Source organism: Actinobacillus lignieresii, assembly GCF_900444945.1.
GTDB lineage: Bacteria > Pseudomonadota > Gammaproteobacteria > Enterobacterales > Pasteurellaceae > Actinobacillus > Actinobacillus lignieresii.
Map to the genome: position 1 here is coordinate 118,516 of NZ_UFRM01000001.1, position 22,409 is coordinate 140,924.

At 42.6% G+C, this 22,409-nt stretch carries 6 protein-coding genes and 1 pseudogene; 2 read left to right on the forward strand and 5 right to left on the reverse strand.

Annotated elements, in window-relative coordinates; translation table 11 throughout:
• Positions 1 to 95: 95 nt before the first annotated feature.
• A pseudogene (locus DY200_RS10880) lies at positions 96 to 578 on the forward strand (ESPR domain-containing protein); the annotation flags it as partial.
• A gap of 147 nt (positions 579 to 725) precedes the next feature.
• A complete protein-coding gene (locus DY200_RS00585; protein WP_425320816.1) occupies positions 726 to 13,628 on the forward strand; it encodes a YadA-like family protein in 12,903 nt (4,300 codons plus the stop codon).
• A gap of 240 nt (positions 13,629 to 13,868) precedes the next feature.
• Here DY200_RS00585 and DY200_RS00590 read toward each other — a convergent pair whose 3' ends face one another.
• The 5 genes from DY200_RS00590 to DY200_RS00610 all read right to left on the reverse strand — a co-directional run bounded on the left by DY200_RS00590 (position 13,869) and on the right by DY200_RS00610 (position 22,408).
• Positions 13,869 to 15,095 (reverse strand): uracil-xanthine permease family protein, encoded by a 1,227-nt coding sequence (locus DY200_RS00590; protein WP_005616598.1) that lies wholly within the window; start codon positions 15,093 to 15,095, stop codon positions 13,869 to 13,871.
• A gap of 158 nt (positions 15,096 to 15,253) precedes the next feature.
• Positions 15,254 to 18,859, reverse strand: coding sequence for a bifunctional proline dehydrogenase/L-glutamate gamma-semialdehyde dehydrogenase PutA (putA, locus tag DY200_RS00595; RefSeq protein ID WP_115586512.1), 3,606 nt, complete (start codon positions 18,857 to 18,859; stop codon positions 15,254 to 15,256).
• Between the two features lie 102 nt (positions 18,860 to 18,961).
• A complete protein-coding gene (gene putP, locus DY200_RS00600) occupies positions 18,962 to 20,476 on the reverse strand; it encodes a sodium/proline symporter PutP (protein ID WP_115586513.1) in 1,515 nt (504 codons plus the stop codon).
• A 574-nt stretch (positions 20,477 to 21,050) separates the two neighbouring features.
• A complete protein-coding gene (locus DY200_RS00605; protein ID WP_115586514.1) occupies positions 21,051 to 21,836 on the reverse strand; it encodes an IclR family transcriptional regulator in 786 nt (261 codons plus the stop codon).
• Positions 21,833 to 22,408, reverse strand: coding sequence for a 5-formyltetrahydrofolate cyclo-ligase (locus tag DY200_RS00610; protein WP_115586515.1), 576 nt, complete (start codon positions 22,406 to 22,408; stop codon positions 21,833 to 21,835). Before DY200_RS00610 ends, DY200_RS00605 begins: the two co-directional genes overlap by 4 nt.
• Position 22,409: the final 1 nt, after the last annotated feature.

Below are 22,409 nucleotides of genomic sequence, written 5' to 3' on the forward strand. Positions count from 1 at the left end.
TTGAATGTAAATTCATTATAAATTATAAGCAATATATCTTATTATATACCATAATAAATTGTATATATTTTGACCTACTATTTTTGGAGCATAAAGTGAATAAAATTTTTAAAGTAATTTGGAGTCATGCAACACAAACTTTTGTGGTGGTATCTGAATTAACAAAAGCAAAGAGTAAATCTTCTCAGACTTCTTCTGTTAATAAAACTAAGGATTCTGATATAAAGTTAAATATTAGTTTTAATAAGTTATATTTAGTATTAGTAGGAATACTGGCAGTTAATTCAGTTCAAGCAGCTGTATCTATAGGTAGTACTACTAAAAACGAGTGGAGCAATACTTTATCATTTTCTGCTTCTGGAGCTAGTATTACTGGTGAAGCAATAGCTATTGGTAAAGTGATGGCAGCGAATGATTCTGTTGCAATTGGAGGTGCATATAATGGTAGTCAAAGTAATCGGGCAGCTTCAAGGGGGATTGCAATTGGTTATGGGGCTCAAGCAACTGGTAATAATGAAGCTATTGCTATAGGTGCTGCTACAAGAGCGGAAGGTGATCAATCTATTGCTATAGGTGCAAATGTTATTGTAACAGGAAGTTCTTCTATTGGTATTGGTGGTGATGATTTAAATGAAGCATCTCAAAGAAATATAGATGGAAGCCAAAACCCTACTATTAATTCTGGAGAAATCAACAATATCTTTAGAAATATTTCTGGTAGAGATTTGGTTGATCTTACTAATAGATACCCAAAAACTCAAGCAACAGGGGCTGCTTCTGTTGCTGTTGGGGTACAGGCAATAGCTGATCATTTATCAACAGCTTTTGGTACGGGTACATTAGCAACCGGAATCGCTTCTACGGCATTAGGTGTGACGGCTAATGCTTCAGGTATTGGCTCTTTTGCAGGGGGGCCAAATGCAGCGGCTTCTGGTCGAGGGGCTATTGCTATAGGTGCATATTCTAAGTCTATAGCAAATGAGTCTGTTGCATTAGGAACTAATAGTGTTGCCGATAGAGAGGTCTCCACAGACTATTTTACACTCCCTCAGGCTACAGATGCGCAAAAACAAGCTATTGTAGCAACTAAAGCAACTAAAGCAGCAGTTAGTGTTGGTTCAGATACTATTAAAAGACAAATTATCAATGTGGCAGCAGGTTCGCAAGATAGCGATGCGGTAAATGTGGCTCAATTAAAAGCTGCAAGTACTACTATTAAGGCAGGAAGTAATGTCAATGTTGCAAAAACAACAGATGCAAATGGTGCTGTTTATACGATTAATGCCTATAACACTACTGTAGCTAAGGGATCAGATGACGTTGTTGTTACTTCATCACAACAAGCAACAAATACCACGCTTTATACCGTAGATATAGCTGATACAACTAAACAAAATATCCAAAAAGGTGTTGATGCGAAAGTAGCAACGGATAAAGGTATTCGTTTTGGTAATAGTACAACTAGCAATAAGTTTGAACTAGGTAGCACAATTAAAGTAAATGCGGGTGACGATATTGTTGTAAACACAACTCCAGATGGTGTGCAAGTAGCATTAGCGGACAATGTGGATGTAAATAATATCACGGTAGGTAATACGTTAAGAGTAGGGGATGTTTCGGTCAATCAAGCTGGTATTAGCGCAGGTAATAAGAAAATTACGAATGTAGAGAACGGTACACAAACAAAGGATGCGGTAAATTTTGGTCAATTAGAGCAAGTGAAGAACTTGGCGAATGCTGGTTGGAACTTACAAGCGAATGGTCAGAACGGCTCGACCGTGAGACCGACTGAAACGGTCTCGTTAAACAATACGGATAACAATATCATGATTAGCAAAGATGCGAATAATGATAATGTGACGTTTGGTTTAAATAGCACTTTAACTGTGGGTCAGACGAAGCCAATTACAATGAATGGTACAACAGGTACTATCAGTGGATTGTCTTCGACCTTACCTGTGGGGACAGGCTCTACAGTAACTTCACAAACTAAACCAGCGACGACAGCCTCAGTGTTAAGTTCTGCGGCGACTGTCGGCGATGTATTAAATAGTGGTTGGAATCTGCAAGGCAATAGCCAAGCGGTGGATTTTGTGTCGGCGTATGATACGGTGAACTTTGTAAGCGGTAGCGGTACGACGGCAGAAGTTACGGTGGATGCAGGTAAAGCGTCTTCAACGGTGAAATACTCGGTAAATAAATCAGATTTATCGGTAACGGGTGGAACAGTAACTGCAGGAAAAGCGGGCGATAACTTTGCAACGGCAGAACAAGTGGCTAAAGCGATCAACGATTCCGAGAAAACTTCTAGTGTAGTCAGCTCGACTAAGACAATTAAAGTTACATCTAAAGTTGATGGTAAAAATACCGAATACGACTTAGATTTATCTGAAGCAACCAAAACCTCATTACAAAATGCAGATAATGCATTGCAGTCTTGGACAGCACAAGCAAACGGTCAAGCGGTTAAAACCGTTAGCAAAGATAATGCGACATTAAACTTCGTGGATGGTACGAATATCCAAGTCACGAATGATAAGGGTCAAGTTAAGATTGCTACGGTAGATACACCGACATTTACTACAGTAAATGCGGAGAACTTTACTACCGGTACGGTTTCTATCACGGATAACGGTATTAATGCGGGCAATCAAAAAATCACGAATTTAGCGAATGGTACGGCAAATTCAGATGCGGTAACCTTAGCGCAATTAAATGCAAGTAAATCGGTAGTAAAAGCAGGCAACAATACCAATGTGCGTACTGAAACGGCAACGGACGGTTCGACCGTTTATACCGTGGATGCGAACGCAACGACGGTAAGTGGTAGCGATGCATTAAATATCACGAAGTCGGATGCCGGTAATAATGTGACCAATTATGCGCTAGATCTGTCTAAAGTGACGAAAGATAATATCCAAAAAGGTGTGGATGCTCATAATACTGTTACGACAGAAGGTCTAACTTTCACAGCAGATTCAGGTACGGACACTTTACGTAAATTAGGTGAAACATTAGCGATCAATGGTGATGCAACGCTAATTAATACGAAAGTTGAAGCTGGTAAAGTATCTGTTGTGGCAACTAAGACCTTAACAGATGCGGTTTCGAATGCAACAAGTGCATTACAAAGCATTGTAACGACTGCTGATAGTAAGGATGCGCAAACGGTTAATAAAGATAGTAATAAAGCAAACTTTATTAGCGGTACGAATATTCAATTAACGCCATCTAAAGATGGTATTATAGTAGCAACTAAAGAAAGTGTTGATTTTACAACCGTAAATGCAACCACTGTGAATGCGACGACGGTAAACGGCGATACGATTAAATCAGGCAATGTAGTGATTAACCAAGATGGTATTAATGCCGGCGGTCAAACTATCTCTAATGTCAAAGCCGGTGATAAAGGTACGGATGCGGTAAATGTTAATCAGTTAAATGAAGTGAAGAACACGGTGAATGCGGGCTGGATGATTCAGGCAAATGGTCAAAACGGATCGAACGTGAAGCCGAATGAAACGGTCTCGTTAAACAATACGGATAACAATATCGTGATTAGCAAGACTGCGGATAACGATAATGTAACATTTGCTTTAAATAATACGTTAAACATTGGTAATACAAAACCAATTAAGATTGACGGTACAACAGGTACTATTAGTGGATTAGTCTCAACTTTACCGACTAGTTCGACACTAACGGCTCAAACTAAACCGACGACTACAGATACAATCTTAAGTTCTGCAGCGACGGTGGGTGATGTATTAAATAGTGGCTGGAATCTGCAAGGCAATAGCCAAGAGGTGGATTTTGTGTCGGCGTATGATACGGTGAACTTTGTAAGCGGTAGCGGTGCGACGGCAGAAGTTACGGTGGATGCAGGTAAAGCGGCTTCAACGGTAAAATACTCGGTGAATAAATCAGAACTATCGGTAACGGGCGGTACAGTAACTGCAGGAAAAGCGGGCGATAACTTTGCAACGGCAGAGCAAGTGGCTAAAGCGATCAACGATTCCGAGAAAACTTCTAGTGTCGTCAGTACAACTCAAGCGATTAAAGTCACGCCTAAAGTGAGTGGTAATAATACCGAATACGACTTAGATTTATCTGAAGCAACCAAAACTTCCTTGCAAAAGGCGGATAGTGCGTTGCAGTCTTGGACGGCGCAAGCAAACGGTCAAGATGTTAAAACCGTTAGCAAAGATAATGCGACATTAAACTTCGTGAATGGTACGAATATCCAAGTCACGAATGATAATGGTCAAGTTAAGATTGCTACGGTAGATGCACCGACATTTACGACGGTAACGGCGGGAACGGTAAATGCAGAGAATTTTACTACCGGTACGGTTTCTATCACAGATAACGGTATTAATGCGGGTAATCAAAAAATCACGAATTTAGCGAATGGTACGGCAAATTCAGATGCGGTAACCTTAGCGCAATTAAATGCAAGTAAATCGGTGGTACAAGCAGGTAACAATACCCATGTGCGTAGCGAAACGGTAACGGACGGCTCGACCGTTTATACCGTGGATGCGAACGCAACAACAGTAAGTGGTAGCGATGCATTAAATATCACGAAATCGGATGCCGGTAATAATGTGACTAATTATGCGCTAGATCTTTCTGATAAGACTAAAGGTGAGATTAAACAAGGCGTTGATGCAAATACGACCGTGAATACCAAAGGTTTGACTTTCACAGCAGATTCAGGTACGGACACTTTACGTAAATTAGGTGAAACATTAGCGATCAATGGTGATGCAACGCTAATTAATACGAAAGTTGAAGCTGGTAAAGTATCTGTTGTGGCAACTAAGACCTTAACAGATGCGGTCACGAATGCAACAAGTGCATTACAAAGCATTGTAACGACTGCTGATAGTAAGGATGCGCAAACGGTTAATAAAGATAGTAATAAAGCAAACTTTATTAGCGGTACGAATATTCAATTAACGCCATCTAAAGATGGTATTACAGTAGCAACTAAAGAAAGTGTTGATTTTACAACCGTAAATGCAACCACAGTAAATGCGACGACAGTAAACGGCGATACGATTAAATCCGGTGATGTAGTGATTACAAAAAACGGTATTAATGCCGGCGATAAGAAAATTACGCATGTAGCTGATGGTAATGTTACTAATGATAGTAAAGAAGCGGTCAATGGTAGCCAACTTTATGCAACTAACCAAAATGTAACTAATAATACCAACAATATTGCGAAAAATACGGCGGATATTGCTAAAGGTACTGTTTATGCTGGTGATGTAGGTAATAGTTTCACTCGCCCATTAGGTGAAACAACCAATGTAAAAGGTGGTGCTAAAGATAACCTGTCTGATAATAATATTGGTGTTGTATCAGATGGCACAGATACATTAACTGTTAAATTGGCTAAAACTTTAACGGATTTAACCAGTGCCGAGTTTGGTGAAAAAGATTCATCGGATAAGACAGTTATCAATAAAGATGGCGTATCAAGCGAATTGATCGGTAAAGACGGTAATGTGATTAGTTCTACGGATTTAACTTCCGATGGCGTAACAAGTGAAAGTGTTATTCCTGAAACACAAACAAGTTCAACCGAAACGGCTGATGATGGTACGACAACTCAAACAGATACAACGACTGATGGTCTAGATTCTAATGCAGTTTCTAGCCAAGGTATGACTGTTTCGACGAGTACTACGGAAACTAAAACTAAGACTGTTACACCAAAAGACGGAACTCCGGAAACGACCGTAGTTGAAACGGATACGGTAAAAACAACCGGTGTTGATAATGACGGAATTCGTATTAATACCCACGAAACTGTTACTACAACTAACCCGGACGGTACAACAAACGTAGTAGAAAATGGTGGAGAAGTCAGTTTAACTTCAAGTGGTCTAAATAACGGTGGTAACCGTGCAATCAATGTCGCCGCCGGTGTCAATGCTACTGATGCGGTAAACGTAAGCCAATTAGAAGCGGCTAAGACCCACTATTACAGCGTTAAAACAACTACGGAACAAGCTAACTTTAATAACGATACTGCAACAGGCGAAAATTCAATTGCTGCCGGTCCGAATGTATGGGCTCAAGGTGTTCAATCTGCAGTATTTGGCAGTATGGCTGGAGCTTTAGGCGATAAATCAACAGCAATGGGTAATGATGCATGGGCATTAGGTACTCAGGCTACTGCAATCGGTTCAGGTGTTGAAGCGCATGGTCAAGGTTCGGTTGCGATTGGTAATGCGGATAACAATGGCAAGGATAAAACTATTGCAACAAATGAAGCGATTAATAGTGTTGCAATTGGTACGCATGCAGTAGTAACCAAAGCAGATACGGTTGCTATTGGACATAACGCTGGAGCTGTAAATATTCAAGCAACGGCTTTAGGTGCTAATGCGAATGCCGCTGGTGAGCAATCAAATGCTTTAGGTTATAAATCTTCGGCAAGCGGACATCAATCAACAGCAGTCGGTACCGAAGCAAATGCGGCGGGGCAAGAAGCTACGGCATTAGGCTATAAAGCGAATTCGAACGGCTACCGTACAACGGCAATTGGTCATTCATCAAGTGCAACGGGGTCTATGGCAGTTGCTTTAGGTAATCAGGCAAATGCGAGAGGTACTTTATCTCAAGCATTTGGTGATCATGCAATTGCGTCAGCGGAGAATGCAACAGCGATCGGTACCAATGCAAATGCAAATGCTGAGAAAGGAATTGCTTTTGGTACTCAGGCTGGCGTTAGCGGTGTAAGTGGTATTGCTTTTGGTGATGGGGCTATGAGTAATGCTAAACAAGCCATTTCTATCGGTAAATCTGCGAGAACAACCACTGAAAATGCTGTTGCTTTAGGTTCATCGGCTATTGCGACTTCCAATAATGCTATTGCAGTAGGTAACTCGTCTAATGCGATTGGTGCTAATAGCCTTGCAATGGGTGTAAATAGTAAAGCATTAAAAGATAATACGATTGCTTTAGGTAACAATGTGTCAGTTACTGCGGCTAATGCTGTGGCATTAGGTCTAAATAGTACCGCTTACGGCGAAAACTCAATTGTAATGGGGACTAGTGCGAAAAATACCGGTAATCATGCGGTAGCAATTGGTACTGGAGCATCTGCTTATCGCCAAAATTCTATTGCGATGGGTAAAGATTCCTCTACAGGTGGAGATTTTGCTGTTGCTTTAGGCGATAGTGCTAATGCTGCAGCTGAAAATACGCTTGCATTAGGTAAAAATGCTGTAGCGGATAAAAAAGACTCTGTTGCATTGGGTAATAACGCTTATACGGGCGATGTTATTGCAACAGAAAGTGCTACATTGGCCGGTCAAGTATATGAATTTGCCGGTAAGGCACCAATTGGTACGGTAAGTGTTGGTAATCAAGGTAATGAGCGTACGATTACTAATGTTGCAGCAGGAAGAATTTCTTCAACAAGTACCGACGCAATTAATGGTAGCCAGCTTTATGCTGTAAGTGAAGTTGCAAGCCGAGGCTGGAATATCCAAGCAAATGGCGATAAAGAAAGCCAAGTAGCACCGGGAGCAACCGTTCAGTTTATTGACGGAACGAATATTGATATTACCCATGACGGTAATAACATTACGATTGCTACTGCAGAGAATGTGGTAACCACTGATACGGATAAATATGTAACAGGCGGTTCGGTAACCTATGATGATAAAGGTAATGCGACAACGACTTTAACCGGTAACAATGGCGCAGGTGGTACAGTTACAGGCGTGAAAAATAACTTTGTAACCGAAGCTGAAACTGCTAAAGATGGTAAAACAGCAACCTTAACGCGTAATGATGGCGGTAAAGTTAATATTGATTTAACTAATACGGTCAATCAAGCGGTAACTGAAGCAACCGAGAAAGGTACCCACTATGAAGGTGATAAACCAGATACTGGTGCTACAGCAAATAACTTTAAACGTAAGTTAGGAGAAACGACTAAAGTTTTAGGCGGTGCGCAAGGTGAACTGTCCGATAATAATATTGGTGTAGTTTCAAATGGTAGCGATACTTTAACTGTGAAGTTAGCCAAATCTTTAACAGATTTAACTAATGCAATTTTTGGTAGCAACGATGATAAAACTGTTATCAATAAAGACGGCGTAACTATCACAAACGGTGCAGATGCAAATAAAACTGTGAGTTTAACTGACGGTGGCTTGAATAACGGCGGTAATAAAATTACCAATGTAGCTAAAGGTGATGCAGATACCGATGCGGTAAATGTAAGCCAGTTAAACCAAGCGATTAAAGATAGTTCATATAACTGGAATATCTCTGATGGCAAGACAGAACAAACTGTACCAGATAATGGTAAAGTATCTGTTAAAGGTTCAGCAAATGATGATTCAAAAGCTACTTCTGGCATTGTTACTACATTAACCGGTACGGATATTACTGTTGATTTAAGCGATAAATCAAAACAAGATATTGCTGACGGTAAAAAACATAGTTCTGTTGAAGGTGATGCAAATGTAGTAGTTACTCAGACAGCAACAAATAAAGATGGTGGAAAACAGTACGACGTTAAATTAGCGGATAAAGTATCTATTGGTAGTGATAAAGCGACAACAGTCACCATTGACGGTACTAAGGGTACGGTAAGCGGTTTAACGAATACGACTTGGGATCCAAATAAAGAATATACCGGCGGTCAAGCTGCGACACAAGAACAGTTAAAATCTGTTTCGGATGTGGCGAATTCAGGCTGGAATATTTCGGCGAACGGTCAAAACGAAAGTAATGTTGGTCCTAAAGGTAAAGTAAGCTTTAACAATACGGACGGAAACGTACTTATCAGTAAAGAAACTACGGATAACAATGTCACCTTTAACCTAAATAACGACTTAACTGTTGGTGGTGCAGGTAAAGATGGCAAGGATGGTAAAGACGGTACTCTTAGTGTTAAAGGTGCGGATGGTAAGACAGGCGTAACTTTAAACGGCAAAGACGGTTCAATCGGCTTAACCGGTGCACCGGGCAAAGACGGCCAAGATGCACAAGCGACGATTAAAGTGGTCGATGGCACGAAAGGTCTGGACGGTAATAACGGTAAAGACGGCGAATCTAAGACGCGTATCGTTTACGAAAAACCGAACGGTGGCGGTGAGGAAGAAATCGCAACGCTTAACGACGGCTTAAACTTTGTCGGTGATAAAGGTCAAGTTATTCAGAAAAAACTGAACGAAACGTTAGCGATTAAAGGTAACTTAGATGCGGCGGCAGTTGTTACTGATAAGAACTTACGTGTAGATAACGATAAAGGCAAAAATGGTGAGTTAATCATCAAGATGGCGAAATCGTTAACGGATTTGACCAATGCGACATTCGGTTCGGATGACAGCAGCACGGTTATTGGCGGTAACGGCTTAACGATTACACCTAAAGCTGGTGACAAAGTGAGCTTAACCGATAAAGGTTTAGATAACGGCAATAACACCATTACCAATGTGAAAGCCGGTGAAAATGATACGGATGCGGTAAACGTTAGCCAGTTAAAAGAAGTAAAAAACACGGCTAATGCCGGTTGGAATATTTCGGCGAACGGTCAAAATGAAACGAATGTGGCACCGAAAGGTAGTGTGAGTTTCAATAATACGGACGGCAACGTTGTCATTACTAAAGCGGCGGACAATAACAATGTCACCTTCAACCTAAACAACGATTTAACGGTCGGTGGTCCTGCGGGTAAAGACGGCAAGGACGGTAAAGACGGTACAATCGGTGTGAAAGGTAAAGACGGCACAACCGGCGTAACCTTAAACGGCAAAGACGGTTCAATCGGCTTAACCGGTGCAAAAGGTGCTGACGGCAAAGACGGTGCGAATGCGACTATCACGGTTGCAAACGGTCCGGTTGGCGTAGATGGTACGGACGGTAAAGATGGCAAAGACGGCATGACCCGAATTGTTTATACTGACCCGAAAGGTACGACACACAATGTCTCTACCTTGAACGACGGCTTAAACTTTGTCGGTAACCAAGGCGATACGATTGCTAAGAAACTGAATGAAACCTTAACTGTGAAAGGCGACTTGGCAAATAATGCGGCGGCAAGTTCAGAGAACTTACGCGTAGATAGCCAAGACGGCGCATTAGTGGTGAAATTAGCCCAAAACTTAGCGAACTTAACGACCGCGACATTCGGTAATACGGATACGGATAATACGGTGGTAAGCAAAGACGGTGTGACGATTTCATCAGATAAGCCTGAGAAAGAAGTCAGCTTAACGGATAAAGGCTTAAACAACGGTAATAACCAAATTACCAATGTGACAAGCGGTTTAACCGACAGTACAGGCCAAAAATCCGATTTAGCGAATGCAACGACGACAAATGCAGTGAATGTGGGTGACTTAAAAGACACCGTAAACAACCTCACTAACGCAACCACCGGCGGCTTTGGCTTGAAAGACGATAATAATACCGAAGTGAAACAAGACTTAGGTAAGACTATCCAAATTAAAGGTAAAGACGGCGTTACGGTCACATCAGATGTTGCTAATAAGTCATTAGAAGTCGCTTTACAAGGTGATGTCACGGTAAACGGTAAGGACGGTAAAGACGGTTCAATCGGCGTGAAAGGCGCAGATGGTAAGGACGGCACTAAAATTACTAAAGATGCGGTGGTGTTTAACGGTGTAGATGGCAAAGACGGTAAAGACGGTCAAGTGTCAATCAAAGTTGAACAAGGCGAAAAAGGCATTGCCGGCAACGATGGTGCAAATGGTACAACCAAAACCCGTATCGTTTACGAAAAACCGAACGGTGATAAAGAGCAAGTGGCAACGCTTAACGACGGCTTAAAATTCGTGGGTGATACGGGTGAAGTGATTGCGAAGAAACTGAACGAAACGTTAGCGATTAAAGGTAACTTAACTGCGACGGCAGCTGTTACCGATAAGAACTTACGCGTGGATAACGAAAACGGTCAGCTTATCGTTAAGATGGCGAAATCGTTAACGGATTTAACCAATGCGACATTCGGTTCGGATAACAGCAATACAACTATCGGCGGTAACGGTGTGACGATTACCCCTAACGGTGGTGATGCAGGCAATACCGTCAGCTTAACCGATAAAGGCTTAAATAACGGTAACAACCAAGTGACGAATGTCAGCACCGGCTTGAAAGACCGTGACGGCAATAACGTAACCTTGGCGAATGCAAGCGGTGACGTACTCAATAACGCAGTAAATGTCGGCGACTTAAAAGATTCGGTGAACAACTTAACCAACGCAACTACCGGTGGTTTCGGTTTAACGGATGAAAAAGGTAATGATGTTAAAGCGGATTTAGGCAAAACTGTGACGGTTCAAGGTGACGGTAGCGTGAAGACGGAAGTTGTTGAGAAAGACGGTAAGAAAGCACTTCAAATCGGCTTAACCAATAACGTCACTGTGGGTAACGATAAAGAACCGGGTACGATTACCGTTAAAGGTGAAAATGGCAAAGACGGCGTTTCTATCAGCGGTAAAGACGGTATCGGCATTAAAGGTGAAAATGGTCAAGATGCAGTATCTATCAACGGTAAAGACGGTGACGGTACGGTTGCGGTGAAAGGCAAAGACGGTAAAACCGGCGTAGCTTTAAACGGTAAAGACGGCACAATCGGCATCAACGGTAAAGACGGCTCTAACGGCACTATCACCGTTAAACAAGGTAAACCGGGTGTAGATGGTAAAGACGGCGAAACGAAAACGCGTATCGTTTATGAAACCAAAGACGAAACCGGCAAACCGACTACTGAAGAAGTGGCAACGCTTAACGACGGCTTAAACTTCGTGGGTAACGACGGTAAAGTGATTGCGAAGAAACTTAACGAAACTTTAGCGATTAAAGGTAACTTAAGTACGGCGGTTAAAGACGTGACGGCAAACAACTTACGTGTAGATAACGTAGGGGACGAGCTTATCATTAACATGGCGAAAGCATTAACCGACTTAACCAGCGCAACTTTCACTAACAAGGATGGCAATAAGTCTGTGGTTGATGGTAACGGCTTAACTATTACGCCTAAAGGTGGCAATGCAAGCAATACCGTAAGTTTAACCACTACCGGCTTAAATAACGGCGGTAACAAAGTTATTAACGTTGCAGCAGGTGACGTGAACGCAAACAGTACGGATGCGGTAAACGGTAGCCAATTGTATGCGGTCAGCGAAGTGGCGAATAAAGGTTGGAACATCCAAACTAACGGTAACGATACAACCAACGTTAAACCGGGCGATACCGTGAACTTTGTAAACGGTGACAACATCGCAATTACTAACGATGGAACTAAAGTCACTGTCGGCTTAGTGAAACAAGTTGATTTAGGTAAAGACGGTAGCATCAAAGCCGGCGATACCCTCGTGAACAATGAAGGTGTGAAAGTCGGTGATAACGTGAGTTTAACCAAAGACGGTTTAAAAGCTGGTAATGTGACCATTTCAGCAACAACCGGCATCAATGCGGGCGACAAACAAATCACCAACGTAGCAAGCGGTTTGGGCGGAACTAAACTGTCAGAGGCTAAAGGAGATACTTTAACCAATGCGGCGAATATCGGCGACTTACAAACGGCGGTATCGAGCGTAACGGATGCCTCAAAAGGCGGCGGTTTTGGATTAGCGGATGACAAAGGTGCGAACGTGACACAAAACTTAGGCAAGACTATTGCGGTGAAAGGTGACGGTAAGAACATCAGTACGGTGGTAAAAGGCGGTGCATTAACCGTGAACTTGAACAAGGATGTGGACTTGGGTAAAGGCGGTAGCGTAACCACGGGCAATACAAAAGTATCTGATAAAGGTGTAAGTTTTGCGGATTCTCTTGTAAACCTAACCTCAAATGGTTTGGATAACGGCGGTAACAAAGTTACTAATGTTAAAGCCGGTGATGTTAATGCAAACAGTACGGATGCTGTAAACGGTAGTCAGTTATATGCAACTAACCAAAATGTGACGAATGTACAAAATGAAGTTGCGAAAGGTTGGAATATTGAAGCTGGCACAGTTGATGGCGGTAAAGTGTTTAATGCATCGAAAACTAAAGTTGCTATGGGTGATACGGTAGGTGTTAAAGCAGGTAAGAACATTGAGATTACTCAAGACGGTTCGAATATTGCTATTGCAACTTCGGCTAACCCGACATTTGAAACCGTAACGACAGAATCTGTGAAAGTAGGCAAAGGTGATAATACCGTAGCTATTGAAACGGTAACGGATAAACATGGTAGTGCCTTGAAAGTATCAGGTGCTGACGGTAAATCCGAAACTCGTATCAATAACGTTGCCGATGGTAAAGCTGATAATGATGCTGTGAACGTACGTCAGTTAAGAGGTGTTGCTCAAAACGTAGCGAACATTGACAATCGTGTATCTAAACTAGATAAACGTGTTCGTGGTATCGGTGCTAATGCGGCAGCCGCTTCATCGTTACCACAAGTTTACATACCGGGTAAATCTATGGTTGCTTTAGCAGGCGGTGCTTATAGCGGTGCATCTGCTGTAGCGGTAGGTTACTCAAGAGCAAGCGATAACGGTAAAGTTATCCTTAAAGTGAACGGTACTGCAAATAGTGCGGGTCACTATTCCGGTGGTGTTGGTGTCGGTTACCAATGGTAATAACCTATAATTGAATGAATAAATGCGACCTTTCGGGGTCGCATTTTTTTATGATATGTAACCTAAAAATTAGGTCTGTATATAAAGAGAGATATGGAAAAGGGTAGAAGAGTTAAATGAATAAGGCTGGATAAATGTTTCCGAATATTTAAAAAAAGCGGTCGAATTTCCTAAATCTTTTGCAATTTGCAAGTTTTTAGTGAAATTCGACCGCTTGTTTTAGAATAGAATCGTTAGCAATTATTCCGCTTTTTTAGCCGCTTCTTTTGGAAGAAGTAGGTTCATAATAATTGCAGCGATAGCACATAGGCTGATGCCTTTCAGTGAGAACTCACCGACGTTAATCAACATACCGCCGATACCGAAGGTCATTACCACGGAAACGATACAGAGGTTGCGCGCTTCGCCCATATCTACTTTGGCACGAATTAATGTACTCATACCGACCGCTGCGATAGAACCGAAAACTAACATCATAATACCGCCCATCACTACGCCCGGAATGGTTTGTAAGAATGCACCCACTTTGCCGCAGAATGAAATTGCAATTGCCCAGATCGCGGCAAAAGTCATTACACGCGGATTAAAGTTTTTGGTCAGCATAACCGCACCGGTAACTTCCGCATAGGTAGTATTCGGCGGACCGCCTAAGAATGCGGCGGCAGACGTAGCAACACCATCACCTAATAAGGTACGGTGTAAACCCGGTTTCGTCATAAAATCTTTGCCGGTTACCGAGCTGATCGCCATAATGCCGCCGACGTGTTCGACTGCCGGTGCAAGAGCGATTGGGAGTAAGTAAAGAATTGCTTCTAACTTAAATTCCGGCGTGGTGAGTTTCGGTAAGCTAAACCAAGCGGCATTGGTGACTGGGCTAAAATCAATGATGCCGAAAATCAGAGAAAGAATGTAGCCGACCACAATTCCAAACATAATCGGTACTAATTTCATTAAACCTTTGGCAAACACCGCCACGATAAGTGTAGTGATTAAGGTTGCCATCGAAATTAGTAAGGCAGTATTCGGTTCAATCGTTGTACCTTTTCCTAACGCCATATCCACCGCAGTCGGAGCTAAGCCTAAACCGATGATAATAATTACCGGACCAACTACCACCGGCGGGAACAGTTTTTCGAGGATATTCGCCCCTTTCCATTTCACTAACGCACTTAATGCAAAATAGACAAAGCCGGTGAATACCAAGCCACCCATAGTGGTCGGGATGCCCCATTGTTGTACGCCGTATTGAATCGGTGCGATAAATGCGAAGGAAGATGCAAGGAAAATAGGTACTTGACCTTTAGTACAAAGTTGGAAAAGTAGGGTACCGATACCGGCGGTAAGAAGGGCGGTATTAGGATCTAAGCCGGTAATTAACGGCATTAATACTAAAGCACCAAATGCCACAAATAGCATTTGTAAGCCAACGAACACCTGTTTAGGTGTGCTGATAGTTTGATTTGTCATTTTTGTTTCAACTCTCGGTTTGAATTAACATACGTAAACACTACCTCTTTGGATAGTCGGCGCATTATAGCTGAAAAGGAAATGACTTGCTAAACAGAAAATAAAAATCCCCTCAGTTTATGGCTAAGGGGATAAATATTAAGCTGATTCGGATAAGGTTAATCCATTTCGCTCATAAGCGTTGCATTACCGCCGGCGGCTGCGGTGTTAATGCTAATCGACTTTTCATGTACCAACGGTAACAGCGAGAGCGCCAAGTCAAGGCTTTCTACATAAGTTAAAATCGCACCGCTACGCTCGGCATAATGCTGTCTTTCTTCTCCGGAAAGCGGTTCAAGCACAATCATCACGCTTAATTTAGGAAGACTATTGAGGTCGTCCGCTACCGTCAGGTATTCGGCAAATTGATGCGCATATTCCGCTAACGGCGAATCTTTTTTTACTACCGCTTTGCTACCGCACACCGCAATCGCAATCAATGCTTTGATTTGTGCGAACAGTGAGCCGTTACTTACCGCAATTATTGGACGAGCCTCAAAGCGTAAGTAGTTGTTTTCGCCGGTGATACCTTGCATTTTATACACTTGTGCAAGCGGTGATTTTTGGCGTAAAGTTTGCAAGAGAGCTAACGCTTCGCTTTGTTGCTCGCCGGTAAGCGTTTGGCGAACGGCTTGTGCAAGTTTATCCGTTTCTATCACCGCTTCGCCTTCTAAATCAGCAAGCGTCCAAGCCTCGCTTTTTACCAGTCGTTGCAGATAAAGCGGTCCGCCGGCTTTCGGACCGGTACCGGAAAGCCCCATACCGCCGAACGGTTGCACTCCGACCACCGCACCGACCGTATTGCGATTCACATATAAGTTACCGGCGTGTACTTTATCGAGCCATTGATCGATAGTGGTGTCGATACGACTATGTAAACCGCTGGTTAAGCCGAAACCGGTCGAGTTAATGTCATCAATAATTTGTTCGAATTGGTCGGCATTAAAACGAATCACGTGTAGCACCGGTCCAAATACTTCATGTTCGATTTGTGAGATATGGTCGATTTCCAATAAGGTCGGCGGTACGAAAATCCCGTTCTGTTCCACTTCCGCGGTAATCGGCACTTGATAGTACGATTTTGCCGCAGCTTTCATTTTTTCAATATGTGCCAATAAACGGCTTTGAGCGGTACGGTCGATTACCGGACCGATATCGGTATTCAGCAATTGCGGTTTGCCGACACGTAACTCCGCCATTGCGCCTTTAAGCATAGTGAGAATGTGATCGGCGACATCTTCTTGTAGATATAGCACACGCAGAGCGGAACAACGCTGTCCCGCCGAATCGAACGCCGAGTTAAGCACATCCGCCACCACTTGTTCGCCGAGGGCGGAACTATCCATAATCAAGGCGTTTTGTCCGCCGGTTTCGGCAATAAGCGGTACGATTTTACTGTGTTTTTGCAAATTGCGGTTAATAGTTTTGGCGGTTTCGGTCGAGCCGGTAAAAATCACGCCGTCCACACGAGGATCGGCGGTCAATTTATTACCGATTTCCGCACCGCTACCCGGTAAGCATTGTAAAACGCCTTTCGGTACGCCTGCTTGATAAAATAATTCCACCGCATAATGTGCCATTAAGGAAGTTTGCTCCGCCGGTTTTGCCAAAACGACATTACCGGCAACTAAAGCGGAAACGACTTCGCCGGTAAAAATCGCCAACGGGAAGTTCCACGGGCTAATCGCCACAATAATTCCTCTCGGATTTTGATAAGCCTGCGGATTCCGTTTGACTTGGTTTGCATAATAACGGCAAAAATCGACCGCTTCTCTAACTTCTGCAATCGCATTGTTCAGCGTTTTACCCGCTTCGCGAACCGCCAGATCGAATAAAGTCGGCATATTGCTTTCCATTAAATCGGCGATCTTCTCGAGAATTGCCGCTCTTTGTTCCGGTGGAGTCGCTTGCCAAGTGGTCTGATTTTGCTCGGCAATGGCAAAGGCTTTTTCGATGTCGGTTTCGTTAGCATAGGTCACTTCACCGACTATTTGAGTTTGATCGGCGGGGTTATAAATCACTTTTCGTTGCGAACCTTGATAAAATTGCTCGGCAATTTGAGGCACGGCACGGTATTGATTATGATCTGCCAATGCGTTTAATTGTGCGCCTAATTGCACTAAATGGTGCATATCGCTCAGTTCGTAACCGGCTGAGTTTTTACGATCGGCAAATAAGTTTATCGGTAGCGGTGTTTTCGGGTGCATAGTGCCGGCGGTAATACCGGCTTTTGCTACCGGATCTTCAAGTAACTTATCAATACTGACGTTTTCATCGACAATTTGATTGACAAACGAGCTGTTTGAACCGTTTTCTAATAAGCGACGTACCAAATAAGCTAATAAAGTTTGATAAGATCCGACCGGCGCATAGACACGGCATTGAATATTAAGGTTCTCTTTGCCGACTACTTGGTCATAGAGTGTTTCGCCCATACCGTGTAAGCATTGGAATTCAAAACGTTTGCCTTTTGCTAAGTGATAAATCGTGGCTAAGGTTTGCGCATTATGGGTGGCAAATTGCGGGAATACCACATCTTGTGCCGCCAATAGCTTTTTCGCACAGGCAACGTAATTCAAATCGGTATGGACTTTGCGCGTAAACACCGGATAACCGCTTGCGCCTTCCGCTTGAGCGAGTTTTACCTCGGAATCCCAGTAAGCGCCTTTCACTAAACGAATCATTAATTTACGATTATTTTCTCTTGCTTTAGCAATTAAATAATCGATAACCGAACGGCAACGTTTTTGGTAGGCTTGTACGACAATCCCGATACCGTCAAAATCGGCTAATTCGGGTTCGCTTAATAAGCGATCGATTAAATCTAATGAAATTTCTAAACGGTTCGCTTCTTCCGCATCAATATTTAAGCCGATGTTATAACGTTTTGCTAACAGAAATAAATCGCGCAAGCGGGGATAAAGCTCATCCATGACACGATCATACTGTGCCAAACTATAACGAGGATGAATCGCCGAAAGTTTAACCGAGACACCGGAAGAATGATAAACCCCTAAACCTTTTGATACGGCACCGACAGCATGGATCGAATTAACGTAATCTTGATAATAACGTTGTGCGTCTTGTTCGGTAAAGGCGGATTCACCCAACATATCGTAGGTAAAACGGAAACCTTTATTAAAACGAGCCTCGCTATTTTTGAGGGCGAGTTGAATCGTTTCGCCGGTCACAAATTGTTTACCGAGCAAACGCATGGCAAAGTCGATACCTTTGCGAACGACTGGTTCTCCCGCTTTACTAATCAGTTGATTTAGACTGGTTGATAATGCCTGTTGATTTAAAGACAATAATTTTCCGGTAAAGACTAATCCCCATGCGGAAGCATTGACAAATAAAGACGGGCTGCTGCCGATATGTGATTTCCAGTCGCCTTTTGCAATTTTGTCTTTAATCAGTTTATCTCGGGTCGCTTGATCAGGAATACGCAGTAAGGCTTCGGCTAAACACATCAACGCGATACCTTCTTGGCTGGAAAGCGAAAACTCGTGCATCAACGCATCGACACCGCTGGCTTTTTGGCGGTTGGTACGTACTTTTTCGATCAGCTTACGGGCGAGATTTTTGATCTCGGGCTGTAATGTTTCCGTTTCCGCTTCAACTAAGAGCTGCTGAACTAATTCCGTCTCATCAATACGATAACATCGGCTGATATTTTCACGAAGGACGGCTGAAGAAGGAAGAAGTTGATAAATGTTTGTCGGCATAAAGGACTCCTGTTTCGCTTTAACAAGCGGTCGTTTTTATGAAAAAGTTTGCATTTCGAAAACAAAAAAGCGACTTGCCGTTGCCGGCAAATCGCTTTGTCTTTATTGAAGTTCTGCTAAATAGGCTTTATCCGCACACTCAAATGTGTCCGTTACCTTTTTGCTCGGCGGCGGAGTAATGAGCGAAACCAAGACAATCGCTAACGTCGCTAGAATGAAGCCCGGAATCATCGAATAGACTTCCGGTAAATTAGCCCAAAGGGTAATGTCTTTCCAGAAGTACACGATTAACGCTCCTACTAACATACCGCTAATTGCCCCGAAGCCGTTCATACGTTTCCAGAATAATGACAGTAATACCACTGGACCGAAAGCACTACCGAAGCCCGCCCAAGCGTCTTTTACTAAGCCGAATACTTGGCTGTTCGGATCTTGTGCGATATAGATTGCTAATGCGGCAACCGCTAATACCATAATGCGACCGAGCCATACTAATTCTTTATCGGTTGCGGACGGGCGAAGGATACCTTTATAGAGATCTTCGGTAATCGCGCTCGAACAAATTAATAACTGTGCCGAGAGGGTACTCATTACCGCCGCTAAAATAGCGGATAGTAAGACGCCTGCAATCCACGGGTTAAACAGTAATTTTGCCAATTCAATAAAGATTTGTTCTTTATTTTGATTAACAACGGTAGCTTGTTCCGGATGAGTAAAGAAATATGCCATACCGAAATAACCGATGCCGATAGCACCCGCTAAACAGATAATCATCCACGTCATACTGATACGGCGAGCTTTCTCAAGCGATTTTACACTTTCCGCCGCCATAAAACGTACGACGATATGCGGTTGCCCAAAGTAGCCTAAACCCCAAGCCAGTAGGCTTAATACGCCGAGTACGGTCGTACCGGCAAAAATGTCGTTATAATCTTTTTGCGCTAATTCGCCGGCTTTCGCAATCGTTTCTTGCATTACCTCAAAACCGCCTACGTTTATGATGACGAAAATAGGCGTTAAAATTAAAGCGAATAACATTAGCGAAGCTTGAATGGTATCGGTCCAACTTACCGCTAAGAAACCGCCGATAAAGGTGTAAAGAATGGTTGCGACCGCACCGTACCAAATCGCATTTTCATAAGGTACGCCGAAAAGGTTTTCAAATACGCGAGCACCGGCAACTACGCCCGAAGCGCAATATACGGCAAAGAAAAGTAAAAAAATGATTGCGGATAAAATTTTGATAATACGCGTTTCGTCATTAAAACGGTTATGAAAATATTCGGGCAACGTAAGCGCATCGCCGCTATGTTCGGTGTGTGAACGTAAACGACCTGCGACCAGTTTCCAGTTAAGATAAGCCCCGATAGTAAGCCCGACGGCTAACCAGCCTTCAATTAAACCGCTTGCATAAACCGTACCGGGTAGCCCCATTAATAACCAACCGGACATATCCGATGCGCCGGCGGATAGGGCGGTGACGAAGCTGCCTAAACGACGACCGCCGAGGATATAGTCGGATAAATTATTTGTAACACGATAGGCGATAAAGCCGATCGCAATCATTCCAATAATATAAATTATGAATGTAATGGTTGTCGGATCGAAGTTGAACATAGTTATTCCTCTTATTCTTTCTATGTTGCTAATTTAATTAACGCTATGCAAAAGTCGTGAATTATAGCAAAAGATAGGATGGAAATGAATTTTTAACAAAATTTCATGCGTTTTTATGCAGTACTTACGAATTAAATCAAATTTTCGGCAAATCGCAGAAGATTTGTTCATTCGGGAACATAGCGGAAAAAATAAGGGAATGCAAATTATTTTTTAATGAAATGTTTAAAATGTTAAATTTTAGTTAAATGTTATTGGGATATTTTATAAATACCAAAGCAGAAAAAAATAAGTTTTACACAGGCGGAAATTGTCAAGCATCTTTACAAGAAAAATTTTCTGCTTTTTTAACTAAAATAACTGGAAAAAACATAACCAATTGATTTTAAAGGATAAGATATTTTGTATCCAGTTAGCCGAAGAAGCTGATAAAGTCAGATTCCATCTAGGGTTAAGCGATTTTTCAAAAAGAAATCCACAAAGTTATCCACAGGCTTTGTGGATAGAAAAAACACCTGAATATACAATCAGATCTTCGTTGAGATTTTACTAAAAATGTTGAAAAATTCGCCGCTTATTGGCAATTCCAGCCGAGTTCTTCCGAGATCTTATGGGACGTCGCTTGAATTTCCGCACGTAACGTATCAATTCCGACTTGCATAAGTCTTGCCGTAGAAAGAGAAATGGAGATGGCGTAATTCACACGTCCCTGATGATCAAAAATAGGACAGGCGATACATGAAACGCCCATTTCGTTTTCTTCATCATCCATCGCAAATTGTTGTCGGCGGATCTTTTCAAGCTCGGCATTCATCGCCGGCACCGTAGTAATCGTATTCGGTGTTAATTGTTGAATGGTATCGTGTTGGATTTCCCAATAATGCGGAATATATTCCGCTTTATCATAGGCTAAAAATAGTTTTCCCATACCGGAACAATAAAGTTGAAGCCTTTGCCCGATATAGGCACGAGTTTTCATCATACCGGTTGTCGGCTCGAGTTTATAAATCAAGATGGCGTGATTGCCTTCTCGCATAGCGAAATTCACCGTTTCGCCTAACTTTAGGTTAAGCGCCTCCAAATGCGGTGCGGCGATATGTAGGATATTAAGGGAACTGAGCGCGCGCTGACCGATGGCTAAACATTTGGTCGATAAACGATAGCTTCCGGTAGTCGGGGCAGGACGAACGAATCCTTCTTGCTGAAGGCTTTGCAATAAGCGATGAACCGTACTTTTGTTTAAATTCGCCAGTTCGGAAAGTTGAGCTAACGGACAACCGTTCGGGTATTGGGAGAGCAATTCAAGTAATTTAAGACCTCGAACTAATGTTTGGCTTCCTGCGGATTCTTTGTCTGTCACTTTATATCTCCTATGATCAAGTGGTTAAGCGGTATATCCCAAGGTTCCGTCGGTAAATTCTCAACAAATTGAAACGGATATGCAAGCCCTACGCTTATCGCTTGCGGAGTTAGGGCAAGCGTTCTGTCATAAAAACCGCCTCCGTAACCTAAACGATTACCGCTTTTATCACAAGCAAGTAGCGGAGTAAATATCATCTCGATTTCATTTAACGGTTTTACCTTACGTACGTCCGGCTTAGGCTGTTGCATACCGAATTTATGCGTGATGAATAGCGTTTCTGCATCATATTGTTGAAAGAACAGATGACCTTTAGCAAACGGATGGAGAATAGGCAGATAGAGCGATTTGTTTTGTTGTTGTAATCGTTCAATCAACGGAAGCGGTGAAATTTCGCTATTAAAAGGCAAATAGAGTGCAATATGTTCGGTGTGATATTGATTGATAAGAGCAAGTGCTTGCGGAATCAGATTAAAAGAAGCGATTGATTGTTGTTCTAAAGATAATTTAGCTCGTTCGTTCAGAATGGATTGACGAAGTTGTCTGCGAGCTTGTACGGAATGTGATTGCATA

What these genes read in the sequence shown, in the direction of transcription:
- DY200_RS00590 (WP_005616598.1), bottom strand. Translation starts at nt 15,095, where the DNA reads ATGACAAATCAAACTATCAGCACACCTAAACAGGTGTTCGTTGGCTTA.
- putA (WP_115586512.1), bottom strand. Translation starts at nt 18,859, where the DNA reads ATGCCGACAAACATTTATCAACTTCTTCCTTCTTCAGCCGTCCTTCGT.
- putP (WP_115586513.1), bottom strand. Translation starts at nt 20,476, where the DNA reads ATGTTCAACTTCGATCCGACAACCATTACATTCATAATTTATATTATT.
- DY200_RS00610 (WP_115586515.1), bottom strand. Translation starts at nt 22,408, where the DNA reads ATGCAATCACATTCCGTACAAGCTCGCAGACAACTTCGTCAATCCATT.